The organism is Polynucleobacter sp. UB-Tiil-W10 (genome assembly GCF_018881605.1).
Lineage (GTDB): Bacteria > Pseudomonadota > Gammaproteobacteria > Burkholderiales > Burkholderiaceae > Polynucleobacter.
This window is the reverse complement of record NZ_JACVPZ010000001.1, coordinates 688,130-702,961: the sequence shown is the minus strand read 5'-3', so window position 1 is coordinate 702,961 and position 14,832 is coordinate 688,130. Positions and strand designations below refer to the sequence as shown.

Here is a 14,832-nt window from a genome sequence, read left to right as displayed (position 1 = left end):
TTATTTTGTTTAATCATTCGGGCGATCAAACACGAGACGAATATCAATCGAGCCGATGTTTGAACTGCGTGTCATGATAAGTTTTTCAAGGCGATTAGTATTGCTCCATGTGTAGACCAGGTCCCAGCCATCTTGACTAATTTTGCTGACTTGACCTTCGGTATTTCTCTCAATACTTGCTTCGCTACCAGGGCGCACTTCGCCTCTTAACCAGTTGGATAGTCCACGCGCTGGCAGTGGAAGGCCTAAAGTGTTTTGCACCAAGGTGTCTGCATCTATTTCAGTAACTACTTTGCCATCGCGTTCAAGCGAAGCCTCGCCTGGGGTAATAGTAATTTTTGCAATAGACCCACCCATAGGATTGCGAATCTCTAAAACATCCTTTAATGCTTCTTGAGTCAAGGTAAAGCCGCCAGAGCCACCTTGGTTTTGTGAGTCAGTTAAGCCGGTCACCTTGACGGCAAAGCGCCCATCCCATGAGCCCTTGGCCGCCTGATCATCTCTTGTCCAATCAGGCTTTAGACGTTTTAAAGTCTCTTTTAGGGTTGGGTTATTGGCATCAATTTTTTGTCCCTGGCGCCACACCTCTTCGGCTTCGGTATGACGATTCATAACCCACAGCACTTCACCGGTATGGGCTGCAATATCTGCTTCAGGCTTTATGGTGAATGCTTGTTGCAATTGCTCTAATGCAAGTGCATTTTTACCAAGGCGAAAATTTACCCACCCTAGGCTGTCTAAAATAAAACTATCCTTTGGTGAAAGTTGATGCGCCTTACTGATTAGCACAAATGCTTCTGGTAACTTCATATTGCGATCGGCTAATGAATAGCCAAGAGCATTGAGAGAATTGACGTCATTTGGGTTTTTGCGTAAATTTTCACGCAAGATTTTTTCCATCACATCAATGCGGCCCACTTTTTCAGCAGACATGGCGTATGTGTATAGCAATCCAGGATCATTGGGTGAGATCTTGACAGTGGAGGCGATTTCATAAAAAGCGCGTAAGGCTTCAGACTCATCTTTAGCCTTGGCAAGCAAAGCTTGTAATTGCAAAAGGGTATTTTCTTGTTGCGCAGGAGTTTGTTGGCGCAACAAGGAAATCGCTGGCTTTATTGAGTCTGACCAACGGTTACCTAAGATCAAAAGAGTCACCAAGACTTCTTTGGGTTTGGTCTCCGAGATTGGCGACAGTTCGTCCCAAGTCTTTGCAGCTTCCATGGCTAAATCTGGTGAGCCACCTGCAATCGCAATTTCCATGGCTCTTTGGGCGAGCCTAGGATCTTTATATTGACGCGCCATCTCCAGATAGGTGTTGTAGGACAAGCCGGCCTGACCTCGCTGAAGGGCGATTTCCGATGCGAGCACTTCAAAGACGGCTTCACCCGTTTCTAATCCATTAGGCTGTGATTGGGCGTACGCTGATGAAATGACTCCACCAGTCAAGGCTGACAGGAATAAAGCCTTTAAAAGAGGTTTTAGTCTTAATTTGCTCATAAGCACATTCTAATCCGCGAATCTACAATCCATTTATGCCAGAACTTCCAGAAGTAGAGGTCACTCGAATAGGTATTGCCCCCCATATTGAGGGACGCAAGGTCAGCGCCGTCAAGATTATTGATGGACGCTTGCGTTGGCCTGTGCCTGCCAGCCTTCCTAAAACTTTGCCTGGGCAAAAAGTGCATGCCATTGAAAGGCGCGGGAAGTATCTTTTACTAGAAATGGATACGGGCTATTTGCTCATTCATTTAGGGATGACAGGCACTTTGCGAGCGCTCCCAAGCTCAGATCCATTGAAGATTCATGACCGCGTTACGTTGGAGTTTGGCAAGTTGAGTTTGCGCTTGCATGACCCACGAAAATTCGGCGCGGTCTTATGGCATCCCAAATCAAAAGGGCCGATTGAAAAATTTACGCTTTTACAAAAGCTTGGGGTGGAACCATTTTCCCCGGAGTTTTCTGGCGAAATGGGTACAAAGGTTTTATATCAAGCATCCCGTAAACGTAGTATTGCTGTAAAGCAGTTTCTGTTGGCGGGCCAAGCGGTTGTTGGTGTTGGCAATATTTATTGCTCAGAAAGTTTATTTGAGGCGGGCATTCATCCGGCCAAGGCGGCAGGTAAGCTCACTCGACCACAGTGTTCTCGTTTAGCGCAAGCGGTGAGATTGATACTGAAAAAAGCAATTGATGCCGGCGGGAGCTCATTAAAAGATTTTGTGAATAGCGATGGTGATCCAGGGCACTTTATGGTCCAAACCAAAGTCTATGACCGCAAAGGCTTGCCATGTAAGGTTTGCAAAACACCTATCAGCCAGATAGTGCAGGGCCAACGTTCCACTTATTTCTGTGCCCAATGTCAAAAACGCTGATCAATACATTTGCACAAAAGTTGATCGCTTGGCATGGCGCCAGTGGGCGCTCAGGTTTGCCGTGGCAGGGCAATCGAGATCCTTATGCAGTTTGGGTTTCGGAAATCATGTTGCAACAAACTCAGGTGGCTACTGTCCTTGAGCGCTATCCGCGTTTTATGAAGCGATTTCCAACAGTAAAAAAATTAGCTGCTGCTGATGTTGATGAGGTATTGGCTGAGTGGGCTGGTTTGGGTTACTACTCACGCGCCAGAAACCTACACGCTTGCGCAAAGCAAGTGATGACAGAGTTTGGCGGTAAGTTTCCAAGCGATCCGATTTTGCTTGAGCAATTGAAGGGTATTGGCCGATCTACTGCAGGTGCTATCGCCGCTTTTGCTTTTCATGAGCGGGCGCCTATTTTGGACGCTAATGTGAAACGCATACTCGCGCGTTTATTTGCAATTGAGGGCCTAATACAAGATAAGGCGGTAAATGATCGTCTATGGAATTTGGCAATCGATTTGTTGCCAAGTAAGCCTGCCGATATGCCGGTATATACGCAGGCACTAATGGATTTTGGTGCCACTTGGTGTACAGCACGTAAACCAGTTTGTCTCAGTTCTGAAAAAAAGTGCCCATTCTCAAAAGATTGTCAGGCCAATTTAAGCGATCAAGTCCTTTTACTCCCACAAAAAACCATCAAGACAAAGTCTCCAGAATTTGATTGCAATATGTTGCTGATGCGTTGGGGAAATTCTGTTCTATTGCAAAAGCGCCCAAGTAAAGCCATTTGGGGCGGTCTTTGGTCCTTACCGGAAGGGCCTTGGACGCCCAGAGTATTTGGTGCAAAGAATGAAGACATCGTTGCGCAAGCATTATTTGCCGCCACATTGCCTGATGAAAAGTTTGCCGCCCTGTCAAAGGCATGTAAGTCCATAAAACAGACGGAAGAAATTAAGCATGTCTTTACGCATCGTCGCTTGTGGATGCAAATTTGGCAGGCAACCAGCTCAAAGGAGCTGACATTTCTAAGTCCAAATCTTAAGTGGGTACCTTTAAATCAGTTGGGGCGCTATGGCCTGCCTCAGCCGATTAAGATCTTGCTGCAGCGATTGAGTCTAGTTCGCGGTGACGATCTAAAAAATTAAGCTGTAAGTTCATCAGGTCTTTTTGGGCGCGAAAGTGTTCGCTTAGACGATTTACTAAATAAACGGAGCGATGTTGACCGCCAGTGCAGCCAATTGCTACTGTTAAATAACTACGACCATCGGCAATGTAATGGGGCAACCATTTGTTGATAAATTGGGTGATATCGGATTCCATGCTCATCACCTCTGGAATTTTTTCCAGAAACTCTTTCACAGGCTTGTCGTTACCGGTGAGGGGCCGCAATACTTTATCGTAATGAGGGTTTGGTAGGCAGCGTACATCAAACACTAAGTCCGCTTCGCTAGGGACACCCTTTTTAAAGCCAAATGATTCAAAAACAACTGTAAGCCCAACATGCTTGTCTTTGAGGAGATCTTGAATCCATGAGCGCAGTGCATGAGCAGGTAGGTTGCTGGTATCGATGCTATGCGCTTGGGCACGTAAGGGCTCCAATAAATTACGTTCTTTTTCAATCGCCTCAATCAGTGTCGCTGATTGTGACTGCTTGGCATTGGTAGATAAAGGATGGCGTCGACGTGTTTCTGAAAAGCGCTGTATGAGGGTATTGGTATCAGCATTTAAGAAGACAATTCTTACCTGATGATGTTTGCGTAAGTTCTCGAGTATGGACGGCAGGTATTCAATGGATTGCCCGCGTCGTGCATCAATAGCAACTGCAACCTGCTCACACGTTTCTTTTTCGAGAGTGGAGATGAGGTTTTCTAGAAGCGAGACTGGAAGATTATCTACGCAGTCATAGCCCGCATCTTCGAAAGCCCTCAGGGCTACTGATTTACCTGAGCCTGAGATTCCGGTAATCAGATTAATTTGCATGGCTTAGAGAAGGCGACCTTGTGATTTAGTAGTGTCGGCTTCAGCATTCATCTGAATACGTTGACGTTCGATAAATTCTTTCAAGGTATCGATGCCGCGCAATTGCAAAATAGTATTGCGTACAGCGGCTTCAACTAGTACCGCCAAGTTACGACCTGCAGCCACTTGAATTTTGACAGTACGAATTGGAATCCCTAGTACATCGATATGCTGGGTTTCAAGCGGTAAACGCTCAAATTCACCATCGGTTCTGCGAACGAGTTGAACATTGAGGCGAAGTTTTAATTTACGGCGTACTGCTGTTTCACCAAAGATCGTGCGAATATCCAGCAGTCCTAATCCACGTACCTCAAGTAAGTTACGCAAGATCACAGGGCAACGACCTTCAATGTAATCAGGCCCAAGGCGTGCAAAGTCAACGGCATCATCTGCTACTAGACCATGCCCACGAGAAATCAGTTCAAGACCTAATTCACTTTTACCTAGGCCAGATTCACCAGTGAGGAGTACACCCAAGCCAAGAATGTCCATAAAGACACCATGCATCGTGATTTGAGGTGCACCAATTTTTGTTAAGTAAGTGCGTAAATGGTCAATGACTTCCGCAGCAGAAATCGCAGTGGTGAATAAAGGTGTGGAGGAGCGCTGGCAGAACAGTTGTAAGTCTGGATCCGCGCTCTTACCATCGGCCACAATGACACAAGGAGGCGTCTTGGAAATTAGGCTAGCAATTTGCTCTTGTCTTTGTTTTGGCTCTAGTGCTGCGTGATAGTCAACCTCTTGCTCACCGAAAATTTGAATGCGGCTGGGGTGAATAAGATTTAAGTGGCCTACTAAGTCTGAGCTGGCAGCAGCTGCTTTTACAGCCTCAGGTGGGAAGGTGCGATCGGCACCTTCAAGGCCACCAATCCAAGACAGTTTTAATTCTGAAACATTGTCATCAAAAATTTGCTGAGCAGTTACACCCTCTAGGAGTAGTAACTGAGTCATTTTGCCGTACCCCAGTTTTGTAAAAGTTCGCAAACTTTTAATGGGTCTGTTGAGGACGATAAGCTCTGGCGAGCATCGGCATCTGACAGCAGCTGAGCAATCGAAGAAAGGATTTCTAAATGTTGTTGCGTGGCTTTTTCGGGGACTAATAAGAAGATCAAGATGGAAACCGCTTCGCCATCCGGGGCTGCAAACTCAATCGGGTTTTGCAGTCTCATAAAAGCAGCGTTTGGTTGCTTTAAGCCTTTCACTCGACCATGGGGAATAGCGACACCTGCGCCAAGGGCGGTGGAACCTAAATCTTCGCGAGCGTTCAGGAACTCTACTACTGAGTTTGCTGCGATACCGGTTTGCTTGGCAAATAGTTCTCCAGCGGCTGCAAATGCATCAGCCCTACTTTTGGCAGGGACGTCTAATGCAATGCAGTCGGGAGTAAAAAGATTGATCAGGGCATTCATGTGAATTGATTATAGGTGTCCTGACGAACGGGATCACTCAAAATGCTTTTCGTGATGATGATCTTGGATCTTTTCTTTGTGTTTGACAACCTGACGCTCAAGCTTATCAACCACCGCGTCCATAGCGTGATAGAGGTCAGCGTTATGTGCTTCAGCGAACAATTCCTTACCCTTCAGGTGAATAGTGATCTCAGCGCTTTGACGCAAATCCTTTTCTTTGGCTTTATCTACTACCAAAAAGGCAGACGCATCAATAACGTGGTCGAAGTGCTTACGAATTTTGGTTAGTCCCGCCTCGAGATGAGAGCGCATGGCAGGGGTAACTTCCACATGACGGCTATTAATTTTCAAATTCATTAGCGACTCCTTTTATAGATGCGTGCGCATAGCGATACTCGGGGTGCGCAGCAAGCCCCTGAAATTGTTGTGCTGTTTTTTTGGAAAATAAACCATGAGCCTCCAGCGTATCAGCGAATTTGCTGAAAACCAAGAGGGAAAAGCAATTTTTATTACTTAAAAAGCGTAAACCCTGACTGGGCTTACATCCGGAAGTTTTCGCCCAGATAGACTCTTCTAACGGCATCGTTCTGAATTATCTGATCAGGCTTGCCTTCAGCCAATACGCTGCCTTCGCTAATGATGTAAGCGTGGTCACAGATGCCCAGGGTTTCGCGGACATTATGGTCGGTAATTAGTACCCCGATTTGGCGGTCTCGAAGGAATCGTACAATCCGTTGAATTTCCCCAACTGCAATAGGGTCAACGCCGGCAAACGGTTCATCTAACAAGATAAATTTTGGCTGAGAGGCTAGCGCCCTAGCAATCTCTACTCGTCGACGCTCCCCGCCTGAAAGAGAGAGGGCTGGATTATTACGTAAATGGCTAATTTGGAGCTCGCCCAAAAGTTCATCTAGGCGATGGGCAATCTCAGCCTTGCTGAGGGGTTTGCCACCTTGAACCTGAAGCTCTAGGACGGCTTGGATATTTTCAGCTACGTTCAGCTTTCTAAATACAGAGGCTTCTTGCGGTAAATAAGATAGGCCCATTCGAGCGCGCTCATGAATAGGAAGGTGTGTAATGTCTGTGCCATCTAAAATAATGTTTCCGCCATCGAGCGGAACCAGGCCAACAATCATGTAGAACGAAGTGGTTTTGCCAGCGCCATTTGGCCCTAATAATCCCACGACCTCACCGCATCTGACTTGGACTGATACATCCCGAACTACCGTTCTTGAACCGTAACGTTTTTGCAAGTTGTGCGCGCTTAATGTTGGCGCATCGTTCATTTGGGCTAAATCCGCTGTCATTTCTCTAGGGTTGCTTTTCGTCTTGGTGAAAGGAGGGCTCTTGCTAAAGGCAAATCATCCGGCTTTGCATCTTTGGGGGGCGTGACTTGATAGTACTGCTTTACATCATCGTACTCAATTTTCCAGCCCTTCAATTGATCGAGCATTTGCATATTGAGCAAGCGCTTGAGGCTAGCATCGCCGGTAAGTGTCAGAAACTCGGTCTTTGCGTCATAGGTAACTTGAGCTCCACGCCCTTGCATGAATTCATCTGCCAGTCCTTCGCGACGTTGTCTAAAGCTTGCTACTGCTTCAGGTTTACCTATAACGTCGATAAATTCATAGCCTTGTGGATCCACTGCAATATGCCCATCTTCGCCGGTAACGATGATGCTGCCTTTAATCAGTAGCACTTGACCATTAAGGTCGTAAACTTGTTTAACGTCGTTTACAGAAACATGTTCGGCTTCTAGGATGACGGGTTTATCTTGGTCTGCTTTTTCTGCGTATGCCGAAGTCGCAACAGAAATCCCTAGAGCAAAAGAGCCCAAGAGTACGGAGCGAGAAACCAAGTATTTAATTGACAGCATGTTTATTGATTGCTCCGTGGGGCGCGCTCGATACGCCCTTTGACTTGACCACTGAGTACCATGCTTTGCTCGACATTATTGAAGACGCCACCATCGGTGGAATTCATGATCGACATGCCCTGCTCAAGGGTAATGGGTCGATCTGTTTCAATAATGTCATCATTAATTAGCACTTTGAAATAACTAGACTTAGCTAACATTCTTAATGTAGCTGGTTGTGATGCAGTCGCCTCTTGAGCGGGGCGAAAGATCGTGGCGTTATCAAACAAATCCAAAATAGTGAGATCACCATCAAGATGTCCAGTATCTGACTTAACAGTAACAGGCGCTTTCTCGGCTTGAAATAAGCGCATGCGGGGCGTAAGAATGTCGATAGAGGCATCGTCATCGTAGTGAGTGACCTTGACACCCAAAATTCGGTATTTGGTACTGCCTAATTCATTTAAGGCCGATAGTGCGCCCTCTTTAATTGTGTAGTCAGGCTCATGCAGTCGCACACGTTGAAGGGGGGATTTTTCAGGGGGGGTATTTTTTTGGACCAACCAAAAGGTTGCTAGGGTGAGCGCTCCCATCAAAATCAAGGGCATCAGGCGCAATAGGCTGCGACCAATACCAATTTTGATTTGCTGAGGATTTAACTGCATTGCTTAGCTACAAGCCTTATTGAGTAATGCCTCATAAAGATTCTGAGACTTGAGAATCAGGTCGCATACTTCACGTACGGCACTATTACCGCCGCTGCGTGACGTTACTAGGTGCGCAAATTCTTTCACAGCCTCGTGACCTTGTGCTGGGCAAATTCGAAAACCTGCATTTTTCATCATTTGCAGGTCGGGCCAATCATCACCCATAACAGCGCACTCAATTGAAGTGAGCCCTAGAGATTTCATCACCTCTTCTAATGCTATGGCTTTGTTTTCAACACCCATATGAACGTGTTTAATGCCAAGCTCTTCGCAGCGTGCCAAAACCATTTTGGAATTTCTGCCGGTAATGATGGCAGTCAGAATGCCGCATTGCTCTAATAATTTGATACCTAACCCATCTTGAATATCAAAAGCTTTCAGCGATTCTTTGCCATCTGCGCCAATCCAGACCTGCCCATTTGTTAATACACCATCAACATCCAAAACTAAGAGCTTCACTTTGCCTGCGCGCTCCCAGGCTTGTGGATATTGAGCTAGGGGGTTGGTTTTGTGGGTATTGAAGGCACTAGGCATGAACAGGGAACTCAGTTACTAATGAAATTAAATTACTTTGGCTGCAAATAAATCATGCAGATTTAAGGCGCCTAATAAATGGCCTTTAGCATCAGTCACTACCAAATGGTTAATGCGATGCTTTTCCATCATCTCGATAGCCTCTTCAGCAAGTAGTTCTGCTGGAATGGTGCGAGGATCAGCAGTAGTTGCACTTCCCAGTTTGATGCCATCTAGATTGGTAGTCTTTTCTAGTAGACGACGTAAGTCACCATCAGTCAGGATGCCAAATACTTTTTTGTTGGCATCGAGGATTACTACCATCCCCATTCTTTTTGATGTCATCTCTAATAAGGCATCTTGTAGTGATGCATCGATAGAGATCTTTGGTGTATCCGCCAGGCTACGCATCACCTCGCTGACATGCATCAATTGCTTGCGACCTAGTCTGCCGCCGGGATGGGAGCGTATAAAGTCTTCAGCTTCAAAACCTCGAGCATCTAATAAGGCAACAGCTAGCGCATCTCCCATGGCTAGAGCCGCAGTAGTGCTAGTAGTGGGCGCGAGATTTAAAGGACAAGCTTCTTTTTCCACGCTGGTGTCCAGATGCGCATCTGCCAACTTGGCAAGGGATGAATGTGGAGCGCCAGTTAGTGCAATGAGTTTTGCGCCTGTGCGTTTCACGATCGGAACGATAGTTAGAAGTTCATCGGTCTCACCAGAATTCGAAAGAGCGACAAAAACATCGTCTCTGGTAACCATACCTAAATCACCATGACTAGCTTCCGCGGGGTGAACAAAAAAAGCCGGGGAGCCGGTTGAGGCAAAGGTGGCAGCAATTTTGCGGGCAATATGTCCCGATTTACCGATTCCAGAAACCACGATTCTGCCTTTGCAGCCATGTAAAAGCTCTACTGCCAGGACGAGGGCGTCAGCATTGGCGCCTTCAAGGCGATCGCGCATGGTGTGCAGTGCAGCAGCCTCAATAGTGAGGGTGTCGCGCGCAAGCTTTAGGGTACGTTCACGAGTCTTAGCTATCATCGAGTAAGTATATGCCGTCAGTCCTTCAATTAACCCTCATTCTCCTGGCCTCGGGTGTGGCCGGAGTGGTTATTTTCCGCTATTTTGGTTTACCCCCTATTTTGGGCTATTTGGCCATTGGCGTGCTGATCGGTCCGCATGCCCTTGGCTTGGCAAATGATTCGGCAACGGTGAAGTATTTGGCTGAATTTGGCGTGGTTTTCCTGATGTTTTCAATTGGTCTGGAATTTAATCTTCACAAGTTAAGGGCTATGCGGTCCATTGTGTTTGGTTTAGGCGGTAGCCAGGTCATATTGACGATGTTGCTAGCAGTCCCGGCAAGTCTTTTGATGAACTGGATATATCCCATTTCATGGCACGCTGCGATCGCTTTGGGCGGTGCACTAGCAATGTCTTCAACAGCGATTGTGACCAAGCTGATTTCCGATCGCGCTGAACTGGAGACAGAGCATGGACGCAATGTAGTGGGTATTTTGTTGTTCCAAGACTTGGCGGTGGTCTTCCTGCTGATCCTGTTGCCATCGCTCGGAAAAAATCCTTCAGACTTATTTGTAGCGCTTACTGCAGCATCTATCAAAATCACCATTGCCTTGGTATTGATTTTCTTTATTGGCCAAAGTTTGATGAGTCATTGGTTTAGATTGGTTGCCAAATTACGCTCACAAGAATTATTCATGCTCAATCTCTTATTGATTGTGTTGGGCATGGCTGGATTAACTGAACACTTTGGTTTATCACTGGCGCTTGGTGCGTTCTTAGCAGGCATGTTGATTTCTGAAACACCGTATCGACATCAGGTGGAAGAGGATATCAAGCCGTTTCGCGATGTCTTGCTTGGCCTCTTCTTTATTACGATTGGCATGCTGCTTGATTTCAATGTCATTCGTGAGCAGTGGTTGCTGGTTTTGGTTTTGCTTCTTGGTCCCCTAATCTTTAAGTTTGGCCTGATTGCCTTGTTATCACGAGCCTTTGGCTCAAGCCCTGGCATCTCGATTCGAACTGGACTATGTTTAGCGCAAGCAGGTGAATTTGGCTTTGTGCTATTGAATCAAATTGATGGATTAGATCTGATTGACCCCACCTTGAGTCAGGCGGTATTAGCAGCAATGCTAATCTCAATGTTCTGCGCCCCGTTCCTAATTGAATACAGCGATCGTATTGCGATGCGCTTCTCTAGCAATGAATGGTTGTTGCAATCACTTGCATTAACTCGTGTTGCTTCCAAAAGTGTTCGTAATGAAAACCACGTAATTATTTGTGGATTTGGTCGCTCAGGTCAAAGTTTGGCACGCATGCTTGATCAAGAAAAAATTCTTTACATTGCTTTGGATTTGGATCCTGACCGCGTTAAAGAGGCCGCAGCTGCCGGTGACAATGTGGTCTATGGGGATGCGAGTCGTGAAAATTATTTAGTCGCTGCGGGTCTTTCTAGGGCAAAGGCAGTAGTGATCACTTATGCAGATACTGCTGCTAGCATGCGAGTGCTTCGCCAAGTGGAACACTTGCGTCCAGGCATGACTGTGTTGGTACGCACAAGAGATGATGCCGATATCGCCAAGTTGCAAGCAGCTGGTGCTACTGAAGTGGTGCCTGAGCTAATTGAAGGTAGTTTGATGATTGCTTCCCACGTTTTGCTGATCATGGGTGTGCCTATGCGGAAGGTAGTGCGTCGCATAACAACCGCAAGGGAAGAGCGCTATAGCTTGTTGAGGGGCTACTTTAGGGGTTCGGCTGACGATGACTTTGGCTCGAATGAATCTTGGCGCTTACACGCCATTACCTTATTGCCGCATTCACAAGCGATTGGTAAAACTCTAGGAGAGCTTGACTTGGAGAAGGAGGGCGTGAATGTTCAGGCAGTGCGTCGCAAAGGTCGAAACGCAGATTATGTGAAGTTAGATCCTGTTTCAGATCTCCAGCTTGAAGCCAATGATATTTTGGTGATCTCAGGTAATTCCGAGGCGACTGATCTAGCCGAGGCTAAATTACTCTGAGATCAATGTAATAACGTCAATGATTGTTATTGCCTTAATTATTTCTTCTTTTTGCCGGCTGCAGGAGTAGGAGCTTTACGAGTTAGCAATGGTGCTAAGTAGTGACCCGTAAAACTCAACTCGTTTTTAGCCACGTCTTCTGGTGTGCCGGTAGCAATGATTTGCCCACCGCCAGCACCACCTTTAGGTCCTAAGTCAATAATCCAATCCGCAGTCTTAATAACATCAAGATTGTGCTCAATGATGACAATCGTGTTGCCTTGTTTCTTTAGTGTTTGAATCACTGTAAGCAGTAACTGAATGTCATGGAAATGCAAACCAGTAGTTGGTTCATCCAGGATATATAGAGTTCTGCCGGTATCACGCTTAGAAAGTTCGAGAGAGAGTTTCACGCGTTGCGCCTCGCCACCGGATAAGGTGGTTGCGCTTTGTCCAAGCTTCACATAACCCAAGCCAACATCTAGCAGCGTTTTGAGTTTGCGCTTCACTACGGGGACTGCTTCAAAAAATTCATGCGCTTGTTCGATAGTCATCGACAACACTTCATGAATATTCTTACCCTTGTAGCGAATGTCTAAGGTCTCGCGGTTGTAGCGTTTGCCGTGACAAACATCACACGGAACATAAACGTCAGGCAAGAAATGCATCTCAACTTTGAGAACGCCATCGCCTTCACAAGAATCACAGCGACCGCCCTTCACGTTAAAAGAGAAGCGACCAGCTTCATAGCCCCGTTCGCGCGAAGCAGGAACACCTGCAAAGAGTTCTCTAATTGGAGTAAATAACCCCGTATAAGTGGCTGGGTTAGAGCGTGGGGTTCTGCCAATCGGGGATTGGTCGACACTAATGACTTTATCGAAGTGCTCTAAACCTTTGATTGCATCATGTGCTGCGGGCTCTGCATTCGAGCCATAGAGATGGTGAGCGACTGCATGATGCAGGGTGTCATTAATTAGAGTGGATTTACCGGAACCTGATACGCCAGTAACGCAGGTTAATAGGCCTACTGGAATCTTTGCGTGCACTGATTGCAAATTATTGCCACGAGCGCCAATGATTTCCAAAAAGCGATCACTTACAGGAATACGCTTTTCTGGAACGGCAATCGCTTCACGCCCAGCGAGGTAAGCGCCCGTCAAGGAGTTCGGGTTTGCTTCCACTTCGGCAGGTGTGCCTTGTGCGACTACCTCACCGCCATGAATGCCAGCGCCAGGGCCGATATCAATTACCCAGTCAGAGGCTCGAATCATATCTTCATCATGCTCAACGACTAAAACACTATTACCTAAATCACGTAAGTGCTTTAGGGTGCCGATCAGGCGATCGTTATCGCGTTGATGCAAGCCAATCGAAGGTTCATCCAATACATACATCACCCCCGTTAAGCCAGAGCCTATCTGGCTTGCCAGTCGAATACGTTGAGCTTCTCCACCTGAAAGAGTATCGGCACTACGCTCCAGGGAGAGGTAGTCCAGACCTACGTCATTTAAGAAGCGTAGACGTGCACCAATCTCTTTGACGATCTTGTCAGCGATTTCACGCTTAGCGCCTTTGAGTTCAAGGGTTTCGAAATATTCTTTAGCTTCTTTCAGTGGTAAAGCGCTGATCTCATAAATTGCACGAGATTGTTTCTTCTCGCCTACTTTGACAAAGCGCGCTTCTTTGCGTAAACGGCTGCCGTTACATTCTGGGCAGGTTTGAACATTCTGATAGCGCGATAGTTCTTCACGAACTGTCATGGAGTCGGTTTCGCGATAGCGTCTTTCAAAGTTCGCAACAATGCCTTCGAAAGCGTGTTCGCGAATGCTGTTCTTGCCACGTTCGTTGATATATTCAAATGGAATGGTGACATCACCAGAGCCTAGGAGAATGAGATCTTGCTGTTTCTTATTGAGAGTTTCAAATGGCTTTTCAACATCAAAGCCACCATGCTTAGCAAGTGTCTGTAGTAATTTGAAATAGAACTGATTACGGCGGTCCCAGCCTTTGATGGCACCAGAGGCAAGCGATAAATCAGGATGGGCAACGATACGTTTTGGATCAAAGAAAGACTGATGACCCAGGCCGTCACATGAAGGGCAGGCACCCATCGGATTGTTGAAGGAGAAGAGGCGCGGCTCTAACTCTTGTAAGGAGTATGAGCAAACTGGGCAAGCAAACTTGCTAGAGAAGATCATCTCTTTGCCAGTATCCATATCGACGATCATGGCTTTACCATCGGCTAGGCGCAAGGCTGTCTCAAAAGATTCTGCCAAGCGTTGCTGAATATCAGGTCGCACTTTAATGCGATCCACTACTACTTCAATAGAGTGCTTATCATTCTTTTTGAGAGTTGGTAATTGATCCACTTCAAAAATCTCGGCTTTCGCTACGTTTGCTGTGCCCCCACCAGAGCGCACGCGGAAGCGCACAAAGCCTTGCGCTTGCAGGTCTTGAAAGAGGTCAACGAACTCACCCTTACGCTCACTAACCACGGGCGCCAGAATCATCAACTTCGTATCTTCTGGCATTGAGAGAACGGTATCGACCATTTGCGAAACGCTTTGAGCTTCTAATGGAAGATCATGATCTGGGCAATGCGGCGTGCCAGCGCGCGCAAATAACAAACGCAAGTAATCATGGATTTCTGTAACAGTACCAACGGTAGAGCGCGGATTGTGACTTGTGGCTTTTTGTTCAATCGAAATTGCAGGTGAAAGACCTTCAATCGTGTCGACGTCTGGCTTTTCCATCAGTTGTAAAAACTGACGGGCATATGCTGAGAGCGACTCAACATAGCGGCGTTGACCTTCGGCATAAAGGGTGTCAAAAGCCAAGGAGCTTTTGCCTGAACCCGATAAGCCAGTCAGGACAACAAGTTTCTCTCTAGGGATGTCTAGATTGATGTTTTTGAGGTTGTGGGTGCGGGCACCGCGGATCTTGATTTCGTTATTCATGTTT

14 protein-coding genes are annotated in these 14,832 nt (G+C 46.6%); 3 read left to right on the top strand and 11 right to left on the bottom strand.

The features are described 5' to 3' along the window. Positions 1-9: 9 nt before the first annotated feature. Complete coding sequence (locus tag ICN33_RS03460; protein WP_216194589.1) at positions 10-1,497, bottom strand: outer membrane lipoprotein LolB; 1,488 nt, start codon at positions 1,495-1,497, stop codon at positions 10-12. Between the two features lie 35 nt (positions 1,498-1,532). Here ICN33_RS03460 and mutM point away from each other — a divergent pair, with 35 nt between their 5' ends. Further along, positions 1,533-2,369, top strand: coding sequence for a bifunctional DNA-formamidopyrimidine glycosylase/DNA-(apurinic or apyrimidinic site) lyase (gene mutM / locus ICN33_RS03455; protein ID WP_216194587.1), 837 nt, complete (start codon positions 1,533-1,535; stop codon positions 2,367-2,369). Next, the gene (mutY, locus tag ICN33_RS03450) at positions 2,354-3,499 is read left to right on the top strand and encodes an A/G-specific adenine glycosylase (RefSeq protein ID WP_216194585.1); all 1,146 of its coding nucleotides are present in this window, start codon (positions 2,354-2,356) and stop codon (positions 3,497-3,499) included. Before mutM ends, mutY begins: the two co-directional genes overlap by 16 nt. On the opposite strand, the gene rapZ is transcribed toward mutY, so the two are convergent. The 9 genes from rapZ to ICN33_RS03405 all read right to left on the bottom strand — a co-directional run bounded on the left by rapZ (position 3,444) and on the right by ICN33_RS03405 (position 9,898). Further along, a complete protein-coding gene (gene rapZ, locus ICN33_RS03445) occupies positions 3,444-4,334 on the bottom strand; it encodes an RNase adapter RapZ (protein ID WP_216194583.1) in 891 nt (296 codons plus the stop codon). The two genes, mutY and rapZ, sit on opposite strands and share 56 nt — an antisense overlap. A 3-nt stretch (positions 4,335-4,337) precedes the next feature. Then, on the bottom strand, positions 4,338-5,324 hold the full coding sequence (gene hprK, locus ICN33_RS03440) for an HPr(Ser) kinase/phosphatase (protein WP_216194581.1): 987 nt from the start codon (positions 5,322-5,324) through the stop codon (positions 4,338-4,340). After that, entirely contained in the window at positions 5,321-5,782 is a 462-nt protein-coding gene (locus ICN33_RS03435; RefSeq protein WP_216194566.1) for a PTS sugar transporter subunit IIA, read from the bottom strand. Before ICN33_RS03435 ends, hprK begins: the two co-directional genes overlap by 4 nt. A gap of 33 nt (positions 5,783-5,815) precedes the next feature. Next, positions 5,816-6,139 carry a ribosome hibernation-promoting factor, HPF/YfiA family gene (gene hpf, locus ICN33_RS03430; protein ID WP_216194564.1) on the bottom strand — a complete coding sequence of 108 codons (324 nt, stop codon included), beginning with the start codon at positions 6,137-6,139 and terminating at the stop codon, positions 5,816-5,818. A 182-nt stretch (positions 6,140-6,321) separates the two neighbouring features. After that, positions 6,322-7,089, bottom strand: a complete 768-nt coding sequence (lptB, locus tag ICN33_RS03425) for an LPS export ABC transporter ATP-binding protein (RefSeq protein WP_216194562.1) — start codon at positions 7,087-7,089, stop codon at positions 6,322-6,324. Then, the gene (gene lptA, locus ICN33_RS03420) at positions 7,086-7,658 is read right to left on the bottom strand and encodes a lipopolysaccharide transport periplasmic protein LptA (protein ID WP_216194560.1); all 573 of its coding nucleotides are present in this window, start codon (positions 7,656-7,658) and stop codon (positions 7,086-7,088) included. The genes lptB and lptA overlap by 4 nt, the downstream gene beginning before the upstream one ends. A gap of 2 nt (positions 7,659-7,660) precedes the next feature. Continuing rightward, complete coding sequence (gene lptC, locus ICN33_RS03415) at positions 7,661-8,302, bottom strand: LPS export ABC transporter periplasmic protein LptC (RefSeq protein ID WP_216194558.1); 642 nt, start codon at positions 8,300-8,302, stop codon at positions 7,661-7,663. A 3-nt stretch (positions 8,303-8,305) separates the two neighbouring features. Beyond that, a complete protein-coding gene (locus ICN33_RS03410) occupies positions 8,306-8,878 on the bottom strand; it encodes an HAD family hydrolase (RefSeq protein WP_216194556.1) in 573 nt (190 codons plus the stop codon). A 27-nt stretch (positions 8,879-8,905) separates the two neighbouring features. Continuing rightward, entirely contained in the window at positions 8,906-9,898 is a 993-nt protein-coding gene (locus tag ICN33_RS03405) for an SIS domain-containing protein (RefSeq protein ID WP_216194554.1), read from the bottom strand. Positions 9,899-9,909: 11 nt separating this feature from the next. Here ICN33_RS03405 and ICN33_RS03400 point away from each other — a divergent pair, with 11 nt between their 5' ends. Beyond that, complete coding sequence (locus tag ICN33_RS03400; protein WP_216194551.1) at positions 9,910-11,892, top strand: monovalent cation:proton antiporter family protein; 1,983 nt, start codon at positions 9,910-9,912, stop codon at positions 11,890-11,892. A 38-nt stretch (positions 11,893-11,930) separates the two neighbouring features. Here the strand turns inward: ICN33_RS03400 and uvrA are convergent, their stop codons facing one another. Further along, positions 11,931-14,828, bottom strand: coding sequence for an excinuclease ABC subunit UvrA (gene uvrA / locus ICN33_RS03395; RefSeq protein WP_216194549.1), 2,898 nt, complete (start codon positions 14,826-14,828; stop codon positions 11,931-11,933). Positions 14,829-14,832: the final 4 nt, after the last annotated feature.

Excerpts from the sequence above, each read along its gene's own strand:
- ICN33_RS03460 (WP_216194589.1), bottom strand. The coding sequence starts at position 1,497 with ATGAGCAAATTAAGACTAAAACCTCTTTTAAAGGCTTTATTCCTGTCA.
- mutM (WP_216194587.1), top strand. The coding sequence starts at position 1,533 with ATGCCAGAACTTCCAGAAGTAGAGGTCACTCGAATAGGTATTGCCCCC.
- mutY (WP_216194585.1), top strand. The coding sequence starts at position 2,354 with ATGTCAAAAACGCTGATCAATACATTTGCACAAAAGTTGATCGCTTGG.
- rapZ (WP_216194583.1), bottom strand. The coding sequence starts at position 4,334 with ATGCAAATTAATCTGATTACCGGAATCTCAGGCTCAGGTAAATCAGTA.
- hprK (WP_216194581.1), bottom strand. The coding sequence starts at position 5,324 with ATGACTCAGTTACTACTCCTAGAGGGTGTAACTGCTCAGCAAATTTTT.
- ICN33_RS03435 (WP_216194566.1), bottom strand. The coding sequence starts at position 5,782 with ATGAATGCCCTGATCAATCTTTTTACTCCCGACTGCATTGCATTAGAC.
- hpf (WP_216194564.1), bottom strand. The coding sequence starts at position 6,139 with ATGAATTTGAAAATTAATAGCCGTCATGTGGAAGTTACCCCTGCCATG.
- lptB (WP_216194562.1), bottom strand. The coding sequence starts at position 7,089 with ATGACAGCGGATTTAGCCCAAATGAACGATGCGCCAACATTAAGCGCG.
- lptA (WP_216194560.1), bottom strand. The coding sequence starts at position 7,658 with ATGCTGTCAATTAAATACTTGGTTTCTCGCTCCGTACTCTTGGGCTCT.
- lptC (WP_216194558.1), bottom strand. The coding sequence starts at position 8,302 with ATGCAGTTAAATCCTCAGCAAATCAAAATTGGTATTGGTCGCAGCCTA.
- ICN33_RS03410 (WP_216194556.1), bottom strand. The coding sequence starts at position 8,878 with ATGCCTAGTGCCTTCAATACCCACAAAACCAACCCCCTAGCTCAATAT.
- ICN33_RS03405 (WP_216194554.1), bottom strand. The coding sequence starts at position 9,898 with ATGATAGCTAAGACTCGTGAACGTACCCTAAAGCTTGCGCGCGACACC.
- ICN33_RS03400 (WP_216194551.1), top strand. The coding sequence starts at position 9,910 with ATGCCGTCAGTCCTTCAATTAACCCTCATTCTCCTGGCCTCGGGTGTG.
- uvrA (WP_216194549.1), bottom strand. The coding sequence starts at position 14,828 with ATGAATAACGAAATCAAGATCCGCGGTGCCCGCACCCACAACCTCAAA.